12 protein-coding genes and 1 pseudogene are annotated in these 14,987 nt (G+C 63.1%); 9 read left to right on the forward strand and 4 right to left on the reverse strand.

The window, feature by feature from the left end; translation table 11 throughout:
- Window positions 1-19: 19 nt before the first annotated feature.
- Both LDN85_RS03600 and LDN85_RS03605 read right to left on the reverse strand, forming a co-directional pair.
- Entirely contained in the window at window positions 20-772 is a 753-nt protein-coding gene (locus LDN85_RS03600) for a TetR/AcrR family transcriptional regulator (RefSeq protein WP_223944614.1), read from the reverse strand.
- Window positions 773-813: 41 nt separating this feature from the next.
- The gene (locus LDN85_RS03605) at window positions 814-1,821 is read right to left on the reverse strand and encodes a LacI family DNA-binding transcriptional regulator (RefSeq protein WP_223944615.1); all 1,008 of its coding nucleotides are present in this window, start codon (window positions 1,819-1,821) and stop codon (window positions 814-816) included.
- A 107-nt stretch (window positions 1,822-1,928) separates the two neighbouring features.
- Between LDN85_RS03605 and LDN85_RS03610 the strand changes: the two are divergent.
- The 7 genes and pseudogenes from LDN85_RS03610 to LDN85_RS03640 all read left to right on the forward strand — a co-directional run bounded on the left by LDN85_RS03610 (window position 1,929) and on the right by LDN85_RS03640 (window position 10,296).
- Window positions 1,929-3,067, forward strand: a pseudogene (locus LDN85_RS03610) (Gfo/Idh/MocA family oxidoreductase).
- Complete coding sequence (locus LDN85_RS03615) at window positions 3,064-3,897, forward strand: TIM barrel protein (protein WP_223944616.1); 834 nt, start codon at window positions 3,064-3,066, stop codon at window positions 3,895-3,897. Before LDN85_RS03610 ends, LDN85_RS03615 begins: the two are co-directional and overlap by 4 nt.
- 344 nt (window positions 3,898-4,241) lie before the next feature.
- A complete protein-coding gene (locus LDN85_RS03620; protein WP_051420907.1) occupies window positions 4,242-5,177 on the forward strand; it encodes a LacI family DNA-binding transcriptional regulator in 936 nt (311 codons plus the stop codon).
- 318 nt (window positions 5,178-5,495) lie between these two features.
- Window positions 5,496-6,830, forward strand: coding sequence for an extracellular solute-binding protein (locus LDN85_RS03625; protein WP_026547598.1), 1,335 nt, complete (start codon window positions 5,496-5,498; stop codon window positions 6,828-6,830).
- A 36-nt stretch (window positions 6,831-6,866) separates the two neighbouring features.
- On the forward strand, window positions 6,867-7,787 hold the full coding sequence (locus tag LDN85_RS03630) for a sugar ABC transporter permease (RefSeq protein ID WP_026541846.1): 921 nt from the start codon (window positions 6,867-6,869) through the stop codon (window positions 7,785-7,787).
- A 2-nt stretch (window positions 7,788-7,789) separates the two neighbouring features.
- Window positions 7,790-8,692, forward strand: coding sequence for a carbohydrate ABC transporter permease (locus LDN85_RS03635; RefSeq protein WP_223944617.1), 903 nt, complete (start codon window positions 7,790-7,792; stop codon window positions 8,690-8,692).
- Between the two features lie 65 nt (window positions 8,693-8,757).
- On the forward strand, window positions 8,758-10,296 hold the full coding sequence (locus LDN85_RS03640) for an alpha-N-arabinofuranosidase (protein ID WP_223944618.1): 1,539 nt from the start codon (window positions 8,758-8,760) through the stop codon (window positions 10,294-10,296).
- 98 nt (window positions 10,297-10,394) lie between these two features.
- Here the strand turns inward: LDN85_RS03640 and LDN85_RS03645 are convergent, their stop codons facing one another.
- Window positions 10,395-11,093: a DsbA family oxidoreductase gene (locus tag LDN85_RS03645; RefSeq protein ID WP_223944619.1), complete on the reverse strand. Its 699-nt coding sequence runs from the start codon at window positions 11,091-11,093 to the stop codon at window positions 10,395-10,397.
- Window positions 11,094-11,241: 148 nt separating this feature from the next.
- On the opposite strand from LDN85_RS03645, the gene LDN85_RS03650 reads away from it, so the two are divergent.
- Both LDN85_RS03650 and LDN85_RS03655 read left to right on the forward strand, forming a co-directional pair.
- The gene (locus LDN85_RS03650) at window positions 11,242-12,306 is read left to right on the forward strand and encodes a glycosyltransferase family 4 protein (RefSeq protein WP_223944620.1); all 1,065 of its coding nucleotides are present in this window, start codon (window positions 11,242-11,244) and stop codon (window positions 12,304-12,306) included.
- Window positions 12,303-14,438 carry a glycogen debranching N-terminal domain-containing protein gene (locus tag LDN85_RS03655; RefSeq protein WP_223944621.1) on the forward strand — a complete coding sequence of 712 codons (2,136 nt, stop codon included), beginning with the start codon at window positions 12,303-12,305 and terminating at the stop codon, window positions 14,436-14,438. Before LDN85_RS03650 ends, LDN85_RS03655 begins: the two co-directional genes overlap by 4 nt.
- Window positions 14,439-14,445: 7 nt before the next feature.
- Here the strand turns inward: LDN85_RS03655 and LDN85_RS03660 are convergent, their stop codons facing one another.
- Entirely contained in the window at window positions 14,446-14,976 is a 531-nt protein-coding gene (locus LDN85_RS03660) for a GNAT family N-acetyltransferase (protein WP_223944622.1), read from the reverse strand.
- Window positions 14,977-14,987 lie beyond the last annotated feature (11 nt).

The raw sequence follows: 14,987 nt of genomic DNA on the forward strand, positions 1-14,987 counted from the left end.
GCAGGCAGCCGCCCCTGCACTAGCCCGCCAGGGCGTCGTGGATGGGTGCGTCGTGGATGGGTGCTTCCTGGACGGCTGCTTCCAGTCGGATCGGCCGCCCGGCTTCGTCGAAGCGTGCTCCCGCCCCGAGCTGGATGAAATGTACGGTCTGCGCAGTATGGGCTTCAACAGATGCGTGTGCTTCAACAGCTGACTTGACCTCGACGTCGGAGGCCTGGGCAGGCGCGGTAGTCCCGCCGTCGGGCGTTCGGTTGCGTCGTGCGGCGCTGGCAGACAGCGTTCCGTGAATGAGTCGAGCCAGCTGGGCGACGTCGACGTCGGGAAGGTAGCCCTGGCGGACGCCGTCTTGAAGTATGTCCTGCAGAAGGATATTGAGATCGCCCACGTGGTCCGCGAGCTTGGCAAAGGAGCCGGGAGAGAGGACTGCGGCCATGGCAGGTCCCGGGGGCAGGTGGCGGCGGCTCAGGTCCTCCACTTGCGCGCGGACGTAAAGGGCCAGCCTGTCCACAGGGTTTTCCAACGCGGCCAGTGACTCCCGGAGATCAACAATGAAGCGCTCCGTCTCGTCCAGGGCGTACGCGATCAGCAGTTGTTCCATGTCCGCGTAGTAGTTGTAGACGGCGGTGCGGCCAACGCCCGCGTGGCGGGCGACGTCTGTCATGGTGAGGCCGGGGAGGCCGTGGGTGAAGAGGAGTTCACCGAAGGCAGTGAGAATCCTCCGTTGGGTCTCGGCGCGTTGGGCAGCGTTCGTGGCGGCCGTGATCCTGGGCATATAGACACTTTACAGTGATCTGTCACTAAGAGGGGGCTTTGTCAGGTGTTGCTGATTCCATCAGGAACCCGGGCGGTCGTTTTACGAAGCACCAAGTGCGGCGTCCGGACCACGCTGCCCGGCGTCGAGACTCCTTCGATCCGGTCCACGGCGCGGCTGACGGCGGCGGCGGCAAGGAGCGGAGCGTCCTGGCTGACGGAGGTCAGTTGGACGTAGCTCAACTTGGCGAAGTGGCTGTCGTCGTAGCCAATAACTGACACATCCGCAGGAATGCTGATCCCTGCGGCCTTGAAACTCTCCATAATTCCAAGCGCGGACCTGTCGTTGAAGGCGATGACGGCCGTGGGAAGGTCAGCCTGGAGGATCCTGCCCGCGTCCATGCCGTCTTCCTCTCCAGGACCACCCGGAACAACCCAGGGGGTCAGTCCGCGCCGGATCATCTCCGCGCGGTAGGCGTCCCGGCGATTTTCCGACGAAACCGCAGTGCCGCCGTCGACGTGAACGATCCTCCGGTGGCCCAAACTGACCAAGTGGTCAACGGCCATGGCGATGCCGGCTTGGTCGTCGCTGCTGACCGAATCCACAGCCTGCCCCACGTCGTCACGCAGAAGGCTTACCACCGGCACCGAGCGGGCGTGCAGCGAGAGATCTTCCATGCCAAGGGTGGGGGCTATGACGATCAATGCCTCGGCGCCCACATCCAGCAGGGTCTCGATGGCGCGGGCCTCAGGCCTGCCGTTGGCGACGGCGCTAAGAGTTATTTCATAGCCTTTGGCCGACGCCTCGGCGTAGGCGGCATCAACAATTTCGGCATGAAAGGGCTGCGCGGTGGAGAAAGAGAGGCCCAGGAGCTTGGTCCGGCTGCTCCGCAGCAGCCTTGCACGGGAGTCTGCCCGGTATCCAAGGTCATTAGCTGCCTGAAGCACCTTTTGCCGGGTGGATTCGGCCGCTCCGGGAGCTCCCCGCATGACGATGGACACCAGGGCGCGCGAGACGCCGGCCGCTTCGGCTACGTCCATCAGGGTGGGGCGGCGCTGCACTTCTGACATATATCCTCCAGTTGCAACCAGTGTATAGAACGATCTAGACGGGACGGAAACCGCATGTCAATATAGTCGAACTAGAACGATCTAGATGAACATATTCAGGAGCAACCATGGGATACCTTCAGCATCCGGTCAGTGAAGACCGGCCCGTTCGCATCGGCCTGATTGGGGCCGGGTGGATTGGGAGATTCCACGCCGAGTCCGTCGCGCGACGCATCCACAATGCCCGACTGGAGGCAATAGCGGATCCGTCCCTTCCCGCCGTCGAGGCCTTGGCCGACCGCCTGGACGTCGGGAAAATCAGCACTGACCCCACCGATGTCCTGAACGACCCCGAGGTGGACGCTGTTCTCATTGCTGCTCCGGCCCGCTTTCATTCCGGGCTGATAGCCGCGGCAGCGCGTGCTGGAAAGCATGTCTTCTGCGAAAAGCCGGGTGGCCGGACCCTGGAAGAACTCGACGAGGCTATGGAAGCGGCAGAGGCTGCAGGCGTGGTGGTCCAGTTCGGTTTCAACCGCCGCTACGCTGAGGACTTCGCTGCCGCCCGCAGGTTGATTGACCAGGGGGCTGTGGGAACCCCGCAGTTGCTGCGCTCCTTGACCCGTGATCCGGGCAGCCTGGAGGGGATTGCCAATCCGGAGCGGATTCCCCCGGACACCATCTTCCTTGAGACCCTCATTCATGACTTTGACACCCTGAACTGGCTGAACCCGGGGGCTGTCCCCGTTCGCGTCCATGCCGTGGCTGATGCGCTGGTAGCCCCCGAAGCAAAAGAGGGCGGGCTGTTGGACACCGCCGTGGTCACCGTCACCTACAGCAATGGAGCCATAGCCGTGGCCGAAGCCAACTTCAACGCCCTCTACGGCTATGACATACGGGGAGAAGTGTTCGGCTCCGCCGGAATGGTGACGGCCGGAGGCCCCCAAGCCAGCACGGCTAGGAGCTACACTGCCGCCGGTATCCATTCGGATACGGTCCGCCTGAACGTAGACCTCTTTCATGACGCCTACACGGCTCAACTGGCGCACTTTGTGGATGCCGTCAAGGCGGACCGCGACGGTAGTGAAGCCACGGCGGGGGCTGCCGCTGGAACCGTTCGCGCGCCGGTGCGGTCGACGCACGGAACGCGCTGGCTGTTGCCCTGGCCGCCTCCCGTTCGGCTCAGACAGGGCTGCCTGTTGAGGTGGCATCAATTGCCGTACTGCAGCCGGCGGAGCCTGCACTTCTGAACGTAGGAGGAAACGCGTGAGTTTCCGCCTGGCTGCCTGCGCCGAAATGCTGTACGGGGAGCTGCCCTTGACGGAGCGGGTGGAAAGGATTCACGGGCAAGGCTTCGAGGTGGAGTTGTGGGACACCCGCGGCCGGGACATCGCGGCTTTGGCATCCACGGGAGCCCGGTTCTCCTCAATGAGCGGCTATTTTGGCGGTAGCCTCACCGATCCTGAAAGCGCCGATGAAGTGCTGGCATCGGCGGAGAAGTTAATTCCGACTGCACTGGAACTCGGCATCGAGCGCATGGTGGTCCACCCTGCGGAACTGGGCGAGGGTGGCCGGGCTGTCCGGCCCGTTCATCGTTCTACCGGCGAAATGTGGCTGACGGGCAGGAGAACCCTTGAGCGTTTGGGGGTGTTGGGTGAAAAGTACGGCGTGGTGTTCGCATTGGAGAACCTGAACACCGTCCTGGACCACCCGGGAATCCCGTTGGCGCGGGCCAAAGACACCCTGGCGCTGGTCTCGGCGGTCGACCACCCCAACGTCAGGATGATGCTGGACCTGTATCACGCCCAAATCGGCGAGGGGAACCTGATCGAACTGGTCCGGGCCGCGTTGCCTTGGGTGGGAGAAATACAGGTGGCCGACGTTCCAGGCCGGTGCGAACCGGGGACAGGGGAGATCAACTACCCGGGCGTCGCGGCTGCTCTCCAGGACGTCGGGTATACGGGCGTCGTCGGCCTGGAAGCGAATGCCGCCGGAGGAGCCGGCGTGGACGCGGGCGATGCGGCACTCGCTGCCTTCCGCGCTGCCTTCCGCGCTGCCTTCGAGAGCGCGGTCTCCGAGAACGCAGCCTTCGAGAACTAGGCGGCAGCAGCGGCCCGGGTCGGCCGGCGGAACATTTGCTCCGACAAGGCCGGCCACTGCGGAACTGCGCCCATGGACGGCCAATGCGGAACGGGCGTCACCGCGTCCATGGGCGTGCGGGCAAAGAAACGCGTTCCCGGTCGGCGGGGTGCAGCCTTATTGGGCGGGGGAGCGCGGTCTCCGCGGGCGGGGAACACGGACTTCACCGGCGAAATTCGCGTAGCATCAAGGAACCCGGTCAATCGCATCGCCGGTCAACACTGCTGCAAGGGGGCGTATTGCGCGCAACGGTCAAGGACGTAGCGCGCCGTGCGGGGGTTTCGCCTAAAACGGTCTCAAACGTCATGAACGGCATCGTTCCGGTCAGTGGTCCCACCCGGCTAAGGGTGGAGCAGGCCATGCAGGAGCTCGACTACGTACCCAACCTTTCGGCGCGCGGACTGCGAAATGGCCGGTCGGGTGTTATTGGCCTGGCGCTGCCGGACCTTGCCACCCCGTTCTCGGCTGAACTTGCGCAGAGCATTGTGGAGGTTGCCCACGCCCAAGGGTTCAGCGTTCAGATCGAGGAGACCGGCTCCGACCCCCACCGTGAGCATGAGCTGATGACCCGCGCCCGGGCCAACCTCATTGATGGGCTGATTCTTAATCCCGTGGTGCTCAAGGAAAGCGCCGTTCAGATGGGTGTGGCCTTGCCTCCAGTGGTACTGCTGGGCGAGGTTACCCAGCAACTGGCCGACCGCGTCTTTGTGGACAGCTTCGCCGCAGCACGCGATATGACCCTGGCCTTGGCCAGGCCCGGCCGCCGGCGTATCGCTGTTCTGGGCGTCAACCGGGGAAGGCAATCAGCCACGGCGATCCAGCGGACAGGCGGCTATGAAGCCGCGCTCCAAACACTGGGAATCGCCAAGGATGAATCGCTGATGATCTCTTGCGACAGCTGGACGCCCGCTTCAGCCGCGAAATCACTGGCGGAGTATTTGGATGCCAATCCTTTGCCCGAGGCACTGTTCTGTTTCACCGACTCCATGGCTTTGGGTGCCTTGAACACGTTGTGGAAAAGGGGAGTCCGCGTTCCGGATGACATTGCCGTGGCGGGTTTCGACGACGTGATCGACGGGCGTTTTGCGGTGCCTTCCTTGACCACCGTCTCCTTTGACAAGCGAGCCATTGCCACCCAGGCCCTGCGCCTGCTGACTGAGCGCATGTCCGACAGGTCCCATGGGCAGCGTTTGGTTGAAATCGACTACACCATTGAGGAACGGGACAGCAGCAAGGGCTGATCCGAGAGTCTTCCACTAAATTGTGTGCGCTAACAATTTTCTCTTGCCCTACCTATTACAACGATGTAATGTGAGATCTGCGTCACCCCCCGGGCCACCAATTACCCGAAACGGGGACGCGCCGGAGCCGGACTTTATGCAGCGCAGCAGTGCAGCGGCGAAGCAGTTGCAGCAACTACACAGGCGCGCAACGCGCTGCAGCAACAACGCAGGCACGCAACGCACTTCTGCCTGCATTTTCAACACGCATTTCAATAACGCATTCAACAAAGCAATGCAGCAGTGACCTTTCAGCGGACCCATCCAAAGGAGTGACGGGTGAAGCAGTTTGAATCTTTGACCGGGAAGCGGTTGTCCCGGAGACAGTTATTGACAGGTTCGGCCCTTCTTGGCGGAGGCCTCCTGGCCACCGGCCTCACGGGCTGCGGAGGAGCGGCCCAGGCGGCAGCGGTACAGGACATCGCTTTCTGGCACCTCCTCTCCGGCGGTGATGGCATCAAGATGCAGGCCATGATCAACGCCGCCAACCAGGCCAATCCGGGCTTCAAGGTGCACCCCACAGTGCTCGCCTGGGGACCGCCCTACTACACCAAATTGGCTATGGCCTCCGCAGGTGGCCGTCCTCCCGAGGTAGCCATCATGCACGCAAGCCGGGTTCCCGGATATGCACCGGGCGGACTTATTGAGCCGTGGGATCTGGACCTGCTGGCGGAGAACGGCGTTACGGCGTCCGATTTCGCCCCCAGGATCTGGGAGAAGAGCCAGCATGACGGCAAGGTCTTCTCCATTGCCTTGGACTCGCACCCGTTCGTCATGTTCTACAACACGGACATCGCAGGAAAAGCCGGTGTCCTGGGCAGCAACGGGCAACTGCAGGAAGTGAATTCTCCTGACGAGTTCAAAGCCATGGCCTTGGAAATGCAGAAGGTCACCAAGGCCCACGGGTTGTCCTTCGGCTACCTCGGCAGTGGATCGCAAATGTGGCGTTTGTTCTACACCCTCTACAAGCAGCACGGCGCGGACATGGTGCTCACACCGGGCCGGCCCATGGAAGTGGACCGGGACGCGGCCATTGAATCGCTGGAATTCATGGCGTCCCTGTTTGATGACACCATCGCCGCCCAGGCCGGAGACATCAGCACGGGCATCGCGGAGTTTGCCCGCGGCGGATCGGGGATGCTGTTCAGCGGCGTGTGGGAACTGCCCACCATGAAGAAGGCCGGAATACCTGTGGACGCCGCCACCATTCCTACCCTCTACGGGACGCCGGCCTCCTACGCTGACTCGCACTCCTTTGTACTCCCGCGCCAGCTGAACCTGGACGAGGACAAGCGCCGGGACGTCTACAAGTTCGTCACCGATGTCCTCAAGGGATCACTGTCCTGGGCGGAGGCCGGGCACATTCCGGGCTACCAGCCCGTGGTCCGGTCCCAGGCGTACCGCGAGCTGACGCCGCAGATCCACTACGCCAACGCGGCGGACATCATCGCCTATGATCCCGAATCCTGGTTCAGCGGATCCGGCTCGGACTGGCAAACCTACTTCGCGGAGACGGTACAGAACGTCCTCCTGGGAAGGGACAAGGCAGCCGCAGGGTGGGATGCCTTCGAGCATCGCACCAACACCCTCCTCTCCCGTCCCAACCCGGTTTAGCCGGACCCCGTACCGAGCGAACAAAGGAGTTCTTCAATGAGTACCTCTACGCTGTCCCGGCCGAGGCCGGAGAATTTGCGCAAATCCGGGAGCCGCACCCGCAGCAACCTCAGCGGCTGGGGATTCGCAGCACCATTCCTCGTCTTCTTCCTTGTTTTCCTTGTTTGGCCCATAATCTACGGCTTCTACATGAGCCTGACGGGCAAATCCCTCACTGGCGCCAATGACAACCTGATCGGTTTTGCGAACTACGCCGAAGCCCTGGCCGACGCCGACATGTGGCGGTCCCTGGGCAACACCCTCTACTTCACGGTGATCAGCACTGTCCCACTGGTCCTCGTGGCCCTGGTCATGGCCGCGCTGCTCAACATCGGACTTCCGGCCCAGTGGCTGTGGCGGCTCTCCTACTTTGCGCCCTACCTGCTGGCCTCCACGGTGGTTTCACTGTTCTTCACCTGGATGTACAACCCGCAGCTTGGCTTGATCAACGAGTTCCTGACAGGAATCGGGCTCCCCAGGGTTGCCTGGCTCAATGACCCCAACGTGGCCATGTGGGCGATCGTGATCGCTACGCTCTGGTGGACTGTGGGCTTCAACTTCCTGCTGTACTTGGCGGCCATGCAGAACATTCCCGCCCAGCACTACGAGGCCGCTTCCTTGGACGGCGCCGGAGCGTGGCGGCAGTTCTTTTCCATCACGCTGCCGCAACTGACCCCCACCACCGTAATGATCGTGCTGCTCCAGATCCTGGCATCGCTGAAGATCTTCGATCAGGTGTACCAGATGACCGCCGGCGGTCCGGGAGGATCCACCCGCCCCGTGGTGCAGTACATCTTCGAAACCGGGTTCACCGGATACCGGTTGGGCTACTCGGCAGCCATCTCCTACATCTTCTTCGGACTGATCGTGGTTGTTTCGGTCATGCAGTTCGTCATCACCCGCCGCAGGAGCGCATAGCCATGGCAACCCCTACCCTGACCCGTCCCGCGCCCGGCTCCACCACCGCCAGGAACCCCAAGCTCCGCCAGCCACGCAAGAAGCTGACAGTTGGCAGGATCGCTGCCATCGTCGTTGCAGCCTTCATTGCAGTGCTGTGGCTGATTCCTTTCGCCTGGGCAACCGCCACCGCTTTCAAAACCGAAACGGACGCCGCAGCCCCGGACGTGACCTGGCTGCCGCCGTCGGGCTTCACCCCCGACGCGTTCCTCAAGGTGTTCCAGGACGGCAACATCCCGCTGTGGACCTGGAACTCGCTCTACACCTCGGCGGCCATCACGGCCATCACGCTGGTGATCTCCGCGCTGGTTGCCTATGCGCTCTCGAGGATCGACTTCAGGGGCAAGAAGGTGCTGATGACAGTGATCATCGCGTCCATCATCATCCCGCCGCCCGTGCTGATCATTCCGCTTTTCTACCAAATGCTGGCCCTGCACCTGATCGATACTTCGTGGGCGATCATCCTGCCCCAGGTCATCCACCCGGCCATGGTGTTCGTGCTGAAGAAGTTCTTCGACCAGATCCCGCGTGAGCTCGAAGAAGCGGCCGTCATGGATGGCGCCAGCCGCTTGCGGATCTTCACCCAAATCATCCTGCCGTTGTCCCGGCCCATCCTGGCCGCCGTCGCGATCTTCGTTTTCATCGGCGCGTGGAACAACTTCCTGTGGCCGTTCATCGCCACCAACGACGGCAACCTGCTCACCCTGCCGGTGGGCCTGCAGACCATCAAGAGCGCCTACGGCATCCAGTACGCGCAGAATATGGCGTCCGCACTGCTTGCCGCGCTGCCGCTGATCGTGGTCTTCCTGTTCTTCCAACGCCAAATCATCAAGGGCGTCGCGACGACGGGACTCGCCGGAACCTGACCGGCACCTTTTAGCCAAGCAAAAGATTCAGAACAACAGTTTTCAGAACACAACCAAGGAGATCCATGTCCCGCGCACGCATCACCCTCGACCGCGACTTCACCATTGGCGAGGTACCCCGACGACTCTTCGGCTCCTTCGTGGAGCACATGGGCCGCTGCGTCTACACCGGCATCTACGAACCCGGGCACCCCGAAGCCGACGAGAACGGCTTCCGCCAGGACGTCCTGAAACTCGTCAAGGAACTGGGCGCCACCGTCATCCGGTACCCCGGCGGCAACTTCGTCTCGGGCTACAACTGGGAAGACGGGATCGGTCCCCGCGACACCAGGCCGCGCCGGCTCGACGGTGCCTGGCACACCGTTGAAACCAATGCCTTTGGCCTGCACGAGTTTGTGGACTGGTCCAAGCAGGCCGGCACCGAAATCATGGAAGCCATCAACCTGGGCACCAGGGGAGTGGAGGCTGCCCGGGAGATCGTGGAGTACGCCAACCACCCCGGTGGCAGCTACTGGTCCGATCTCCGCGCCAAAAACGGCCACAAGGACCCGTTCGACATCAAGCTGTGGTGCCTGGGCAACGAGATGGACGGGCCCTGGCAGATCGGCCACAAAACCGCAGACGAGTACGGCCGTCTGGCGCAGGAAGCCGCCAAGGCCATGCGCTTTGTGGACCCCTCCCTTGAGCTGGTGGCCTGTGGCAGCTCCAACTCCGGAATGCCGACGTTCGGCGCCTGGGAGCAGACCGTCCTCACCCACACCTACGAGGAGGTGGACTACGTCTCCCTCCACGCCTACTACCAGGAACACGACGGCGACGTCGGCAGCTTCCTGGCTTCCGCCGTCGACACCGACTACTTCATCGAGTCCGTGATCGCCACCGCGGACGCAGTGCGGGCAAAGGGCAAGCACAAGAAGCACATCAACCTGTCCTTCGATGAGTGGAACGTTTGGTACCAGCGCGGACTGGACACCGAGGACCAGCCGCATAACGTGATCAAGGCCGGTTGGCGTGAGCACCCGCGCGTGATCGAGGACAAGTACAACGTCACTGATGCCGTGGTGGTGGGGACGCTGCTGAACTCGCTGCTCCGGCACGGAGACCGCGTGAAGATCGCGAACCAGGCGCAGTTGGTCAACGTGATCGCGCCGATCCTCTCTGAGGAAAACGGCCCGGCGTGGAAGCAGACCATCTTCCACCCGTTCGCACGCATGGCCGAACTCGCCAAGGGCCAAATCCTGCGGCTGTCCGTGGACTCGGACAAATACTCGAATGCACGGTTCGGCGACACGGACCTGGTGGATGTCAGCGCTACGTGGAATGAGGAAACGGGCCGCGTGGCACTCTTCTTCGCGAACCGCGGCCTGGAAGAAGCGGCCGACGTCGAGGTGGCCCTGCGCGGTTTCGACGCCCGGCAGGTGCTCCGCGCCGAAGTCCTCGAAATTCCTGAGGGCGGCGACCGCCTGACCATCAATTCCCAGGATCAGCAGGACCGTGTTGGCCTGACGGCCCTGGAAGGAGTGAAGGCCACCGGGTCCGAACTCCGCCTGACGCTGCCCGCACTGTCCTGGGCCGTCGTCGAGCTTGACGTGGTGAAAGGCTAGCCCCGTACCCAACTGAGAGACAGCAAACGTCGCTATGAGCACTCATAGCGACGTTTGCTGTTACCTGGTTGGGCTAACGCACGACGGCGGCTGGCCGGCTAGATCGCGCAGCCGTCCGGGCCGCAGGCCTCGGCGTCCAAGGCGCCCACGGGGATCAGCGGGTTTGCTTCCTGCCATGCCTGGTTCAACGCCTGGCTGAAGAGGTCGGCGGGCTGGGCGCCGGAGATGCCGTACTTGCGGTCGATGACGAAGAACGGAACACCGGTGACGCCGATGGCGCGGGCCTCGTTGATGTCCTGGGTGACCTCTTCGGCGAACCTGTCGGAGGTGAAAAGCGCGGCAACCTCATCGGCGGGCAGCTCAAGGGCGGCGCCGAGTTCCGTGAGGTACTCCTGGTTGCCGATGTCCTTGCCGTGCTCAAAGTGGTCGCTGAGCAACTGCTCCTTTGCGGCATCCTGGCGGCCATGGGTAGCGGCAAGGTGGATCAGGCGGTGGGCGGTGAAGCTGTTGGCCACCACCACCTTGTCGAAGTGGTAGTCCAGGCCCTCAGCCTTGGCGGTCTCGGTGACATGGGCGAACATCTGCTTGACCTGCTCCGGGGCCATGCCCTTGCGCTTGCTCAGGTAGTCCAGCTCCGTGCCGTCATAATGCTCGGGCAGGGAAGGATCCAGCTGGTAGCTCTTCCACTCGATGTCCACGGAATCGCGGTGCGGGAACTGTGCCAGCGCAGTCTCAAAACGGCGCTTGCCGATGTAGCACCACGGACACGCGACGTCTGACCAGATCTCAATCTTCATGCTTTGGTCAACCCGTTGGGCCGGCTGAGCATTCCTTACACGGCTGTTATTTTGCTCACCCGTTGCCGTCCGGGCGCAGCCCTCATACTCTTGGAATGGGTTATGAAGCCAGCCCTTGGACTGGGGGTTTTTGCGCGGAGGCTCCAGCATGCGCATCGGACTCATTGTTGGACCGTGGTTTACCGTGCCACCGGAAAAATATGGCGGAACAGAGCGCGTAGTTGATGCCCTCGCGCGGGCGTTGGCGGACGCGGGACACGATGTCCTGCTGGCAACCGCCTCGGACAGCACCTGCCCTGTGCCCCAGGTACCCGGCTTTGGCCCCTCAGCCCCGGAGGAACTGGGACACACCTTCAGCGAACTTGGGCACGTCATCCGGGCCTATGCAGGGATGCAGGAGGTGGACATCATCCATGACCACACTTTGGCCGGACCGCTCTATGCCCACCGGCCACCTGGTATTCCCGTGGTTACGACCATTCACGGGCCGTTATCGCCCGTGTATACACCGCTCTACCGGGCCATGGCACAGGACACGGCCATCATTGCGATCTCCCACGATCAATGCAGCAGGACCCGGGACGTTCCGGTCACTGCCGTCATCCACCACGGGATCGACCTGTCCGCAGTGGGCGTCGGCCGCGGCGCCGGGGGATATGCCTGCTTTGTGGGCCGCATGTGCCCGGACAAAGGACTCCTGGAAGCGGTGGCCGTTGCCCGGGAAGCCGGAGTCCCCCTGAAGATCGCGGCAAAGATGCACGCCAAGGACGAGCAAGAGTACTTCCGTGACGTGGTGCGGCCGGCCCTGGGTCATCAGGAGGAGTTCCTGGGAGAGCTCTCGGATCCGGAGAAATTTGAGCTGATGGGAGATGCGCTCGCCCTGATCAACCCCATCCAGTGGCATGAACCCTTTGGGCTGGTGATGATCGAAGCACTCGCCACCGGAACCCCTGTCCTGGCAACGCCGATGGGTGCCGCCCCCGAAATTGTCCGGCATGGGATCACGGGCTTTGTGGGGTCCCCCCGCGAGTTGGCGGCCTGTGTTGAACGGGTTCCGTTCCTCAGCCGGGATGCCTGCCGGCGATCAGTGAAAGAGTCCTTCAGCGCACAACGAATGGCAGCGGACCACCTGGACCTCTACGCCAGAGTCATCGAAGAATTCAAGGAAAAGGCACTTCCGGACGGGAGCCTGTTGCAAGAGAATCAGACATGACCGCTTGGAACGAAGACACCGAAGCCGGAGCGTCAGAGCTCGGTGCCGTTACCGTCGTCGAAGGTTCATCCTTCTGTATTTCCTCGCACTCGGGCGATATCCACGGGGGCGGCTCCCAGGGTTCCTATTATCAGGACACGAGGATCGTCTCGCGCTGGATCCTGCGGATCAACGGCGCGCTCAGGGAACCGCTGGTGGCCCGGAATCCCACAGCCTTCCAAGCCGAATACGTGGGCCGGGCCTGCTCTGCGGACGGCCGGTTCGACAGCCCACTGGTGGTGCAGCACCAACGGAACGTGGGCGCGGGCCTGCGGGACGACATCACCATCAGGAACTACTCCGGACAGGACGCCCCCTGCGAGGTTGAACTGCTGCTCGACGCCGACCTGGCGGACCTTTTCGACGTCAAGGGTGGCCGGACCAACAAAGCCGGGGCGCCCACCAGGAACGTCCACGGCCATGAACTTCACATCGATTCCCTGCACTCCAGCGGACAGCGACGGGGAGTAGCCTTCAGGGCTTCCGGCGCCGCGGTGTCCGAGGATGGTTTGCGGTTCCACGTCAGCATCCCTGCGCGCAGCCAGTGGTCCACCAGCGTGATCGCTCTTCCACTGGTGAACGGTGAAGGGCCAACTGATCCCTTCACCGAAACCACACCGCTCCACCACACCCCAGGGGTCCGCCGCCACATTGCGTGGGAAGAACACGTCCCCCGGATCTCGGTGACAGACACCAACGTGGAAGAGGTCCTGGAACGGAGTCAACGTGATCTGGGCTCCCTGCGCATCTTCGATCCCGCCCACCCCGACCGCGTAGCTGTGGCAGCCGGGGCGCCCTGGTTCATGGCACTGTTCGGGCGCGATTCGCTGTTGTCCTCCTACATGTCCCTCATGGTGGACCCACGGCTGGCCGCCGGAACCTTGCAAACACTCGCGGCCCTGCAAGGCAGCAAAGTGGATGTGGACTCCGAGGAAGAGCCCGGCCGCATGCCCCACGAAGTCAGGCTCGGAGTTACTGCCGGTTTGTCCCTGGGCGGCACCGCCTACTACGGGACCGCGGACGCCACACCCCTGTTCGTCTCCACGCTGGGCGAACTGAGCAGGTGGGGACTTGGCGCGGACATCATCGACTCACTCCTGCCGCACGCCGACCGCGCCATCGAATGGATGGAACAGTACGGAGACCGCGACGGCGACGGCTTCATCGAATACCAACGGCCCAACGAGCACGGACTCGTCAACCAGGGCTGGAAGGACTCCTGGGACGGCATCAACTTCGCCGACGGCCGCATGGCTGAGACGCCCATAGCCCTCTGCGAGGTCCAGGCCTACGCCTACGCGGCCTACGTGGGCCGCTCGCTGCTGGCCCGGGCGGCCGGGGACACCGCCGTCGAACGCCGTTGCGCGGACAGGGCCGAAACGCTGAAAGAGGCCTTCAACGAGGCCTTCTGGCTCCCGGACCGCGGCTATTTTGCGCTGGCGCTGGACAAGGACAAAAAGCCCGTGGACTCGTGCACCTCCAACATGGGGCACTGCCTGTGGGTGGGCATCGTGGACGAAGACAAGGCGCCGCTGGTGGCCGAGCGACTGATGTCCCCGGAGATGTTCACCGGCTGGGGCATCCGCACGTTGGGATCGGACATGGGCGCATACAACCCCGTCAGCTACCACAACGGCTCCGTCTGGCCCCACGACACCGCGCTCGCCGCCACCGGACTCATGCGATACGGCTTCGTAAAGGAAGCCAGCCGGGTTGCCAGCGGATTGTTCGACGCCGCCGAACACTTCGGCGGTCAGCTCCCCGAACTCTTCTGCGGCTTCGACCGGGGAGACTTTTCCAAGCCGGTCCCGTATCCGACGGCGTGTTCCCCCCAAGCGTGGGCGGCTGCGGCGCCGGTACAACTGGCCCGGATCCTGTTGCGGTTCGATCCCGACTTCACCAGGAACGTGCTGCACCTGGCCCCGATTCTGCCCGACGCCTATGGGTCCTTCCGTGCCGACAACGTGCTGCTGGGGAACTCCCGGATTACCGTTCAGGCCGCCGGTTCTTCCGGGACGGTGACCGGGCTGCCGCCAGGGCTCGAGCTGCGGTCAGATCCCAGACCGCCGTTGACGGGGGAGATGTTCGGCTAGCTGATTTTCAGAGCCGGTGTTCCATCACGTAGTCGTGTTCCACGGTGTTGCCGAGCTTGAATGACTTGGTGCCCACCCGTTGGAAGCCGCTCTTCTCGTAAAAGCGGATTGCTTTCGCGTTCTCGCTGTTGACGCCCAGCCACACACCGGCTGCGCCCCTGTCCGCGGCGTGGGCCAGTGAGGCCTTGATGAGCTGGGTTGCTGCACCCTTGCCATGATGGTCGGGGTGGACGTAGCACTTGCTCAGCTCCGTGGAAGGGAGCGCGGAAAGCACTGCGGCGACATCGGGGTCGCTTGCCGGCTTGGCAATCAGCATGGTGTACCCAGTGAGCTGACCGTCGTTATCGAGAACCAGGATGGTGATGTTGGCGTCGGTCAGGTAGTCCTTGAAGTTGGCTTCGCTCAGCGTCTTTTCCAGGTGGGCCTGGATATCCGCCGGGGACGAGCCGGGCGGGCACGCCAGCGGGAAGGTGACGGCCGCAAGCTCAGCCAGCTTCCCGGCGTCGTGCGTTGTTGCGGTACGGATGGTTTCAGTCACGTGGGTCCCCC

It is taken from the genome of Arthrobacter sp. StoSoilB20 (assembly GCF_019977295.1).
Classification (GTDB): Bacteria; Actinomycetota; Actinomycetes; order Actinomycetales; family Micrococcaceae; genus Arthrobacter; species Arthrobacter nicotinovorans_A.

Excerpts from the sequence above, each read along its gene's own strand:
- LDN85_RS03600 (WP_223944614.1), bottom strand. The coding sequence starts at position 772 with ATGCCCAGGATCACGGCCGCCACGAACGCTGCCCAACGCGCCGAGACC.
- LDN85_RS03605 (WP_223944615.1), bottom strand. The coding sequence starts at position 1,821 with ATGTCAGAAGTGCAGCGCCGCCCCACCCTGATGGACGTAGCCGAAGCG.
- LDN85_RS03620 (WP_051420907.1), top strand. The coding sequence starts at position 4,242 with ATGAACGGCATCGTTCCGGTCAGTGGTCCCACCCGGCTAAGGGTGGAG.
- LDN85_RS03630 (WP_026541846.1), top strand. The coding sequence starts at position 6,867 with ATGAGTACCTCTACGCTGTCCCGGCCGAGGCCGGAGAATTTGCGCAAA.
- LDN85_RS03635 (WP_223944617.1), top strand. The coding sequence starts at position 7,790 with ATGGCAACCCCTACCCTGACCCGTCCCGCGCCCGGCTCCACCACCGCC.
- LDN85_RS03640 (WP_223944618.1), top strand. The coding sequence starts at position 8,758 with ATGTCCCGCGCACGCATCACCCTCGACCGCGACTTCACCATTGGCGAG.
- LDN85_RS03645 (WP_223944619.1), bottom strand. The coding sequence starts at position 11,093 with ATGAAGATTGAGATCTGGTCAGACGTCGCGTGTCCGTGGTGCTACATC.
- LDN85_RS03650 (WP_223944620.1), top strand. The coding sequence starts at position 11,242 with ATGCGCATCGGACTCATTGTTGGACCGTGGTTTACCGTGCCACCGGAA.
- LDN85_RS03655 (WP_223944621.1), top strand. The coding sequence starts at position 12,303 with ATGACCGCTTGGAACGAAGACACCGAAGCCGGAGCGTCAGAGCTCGGT.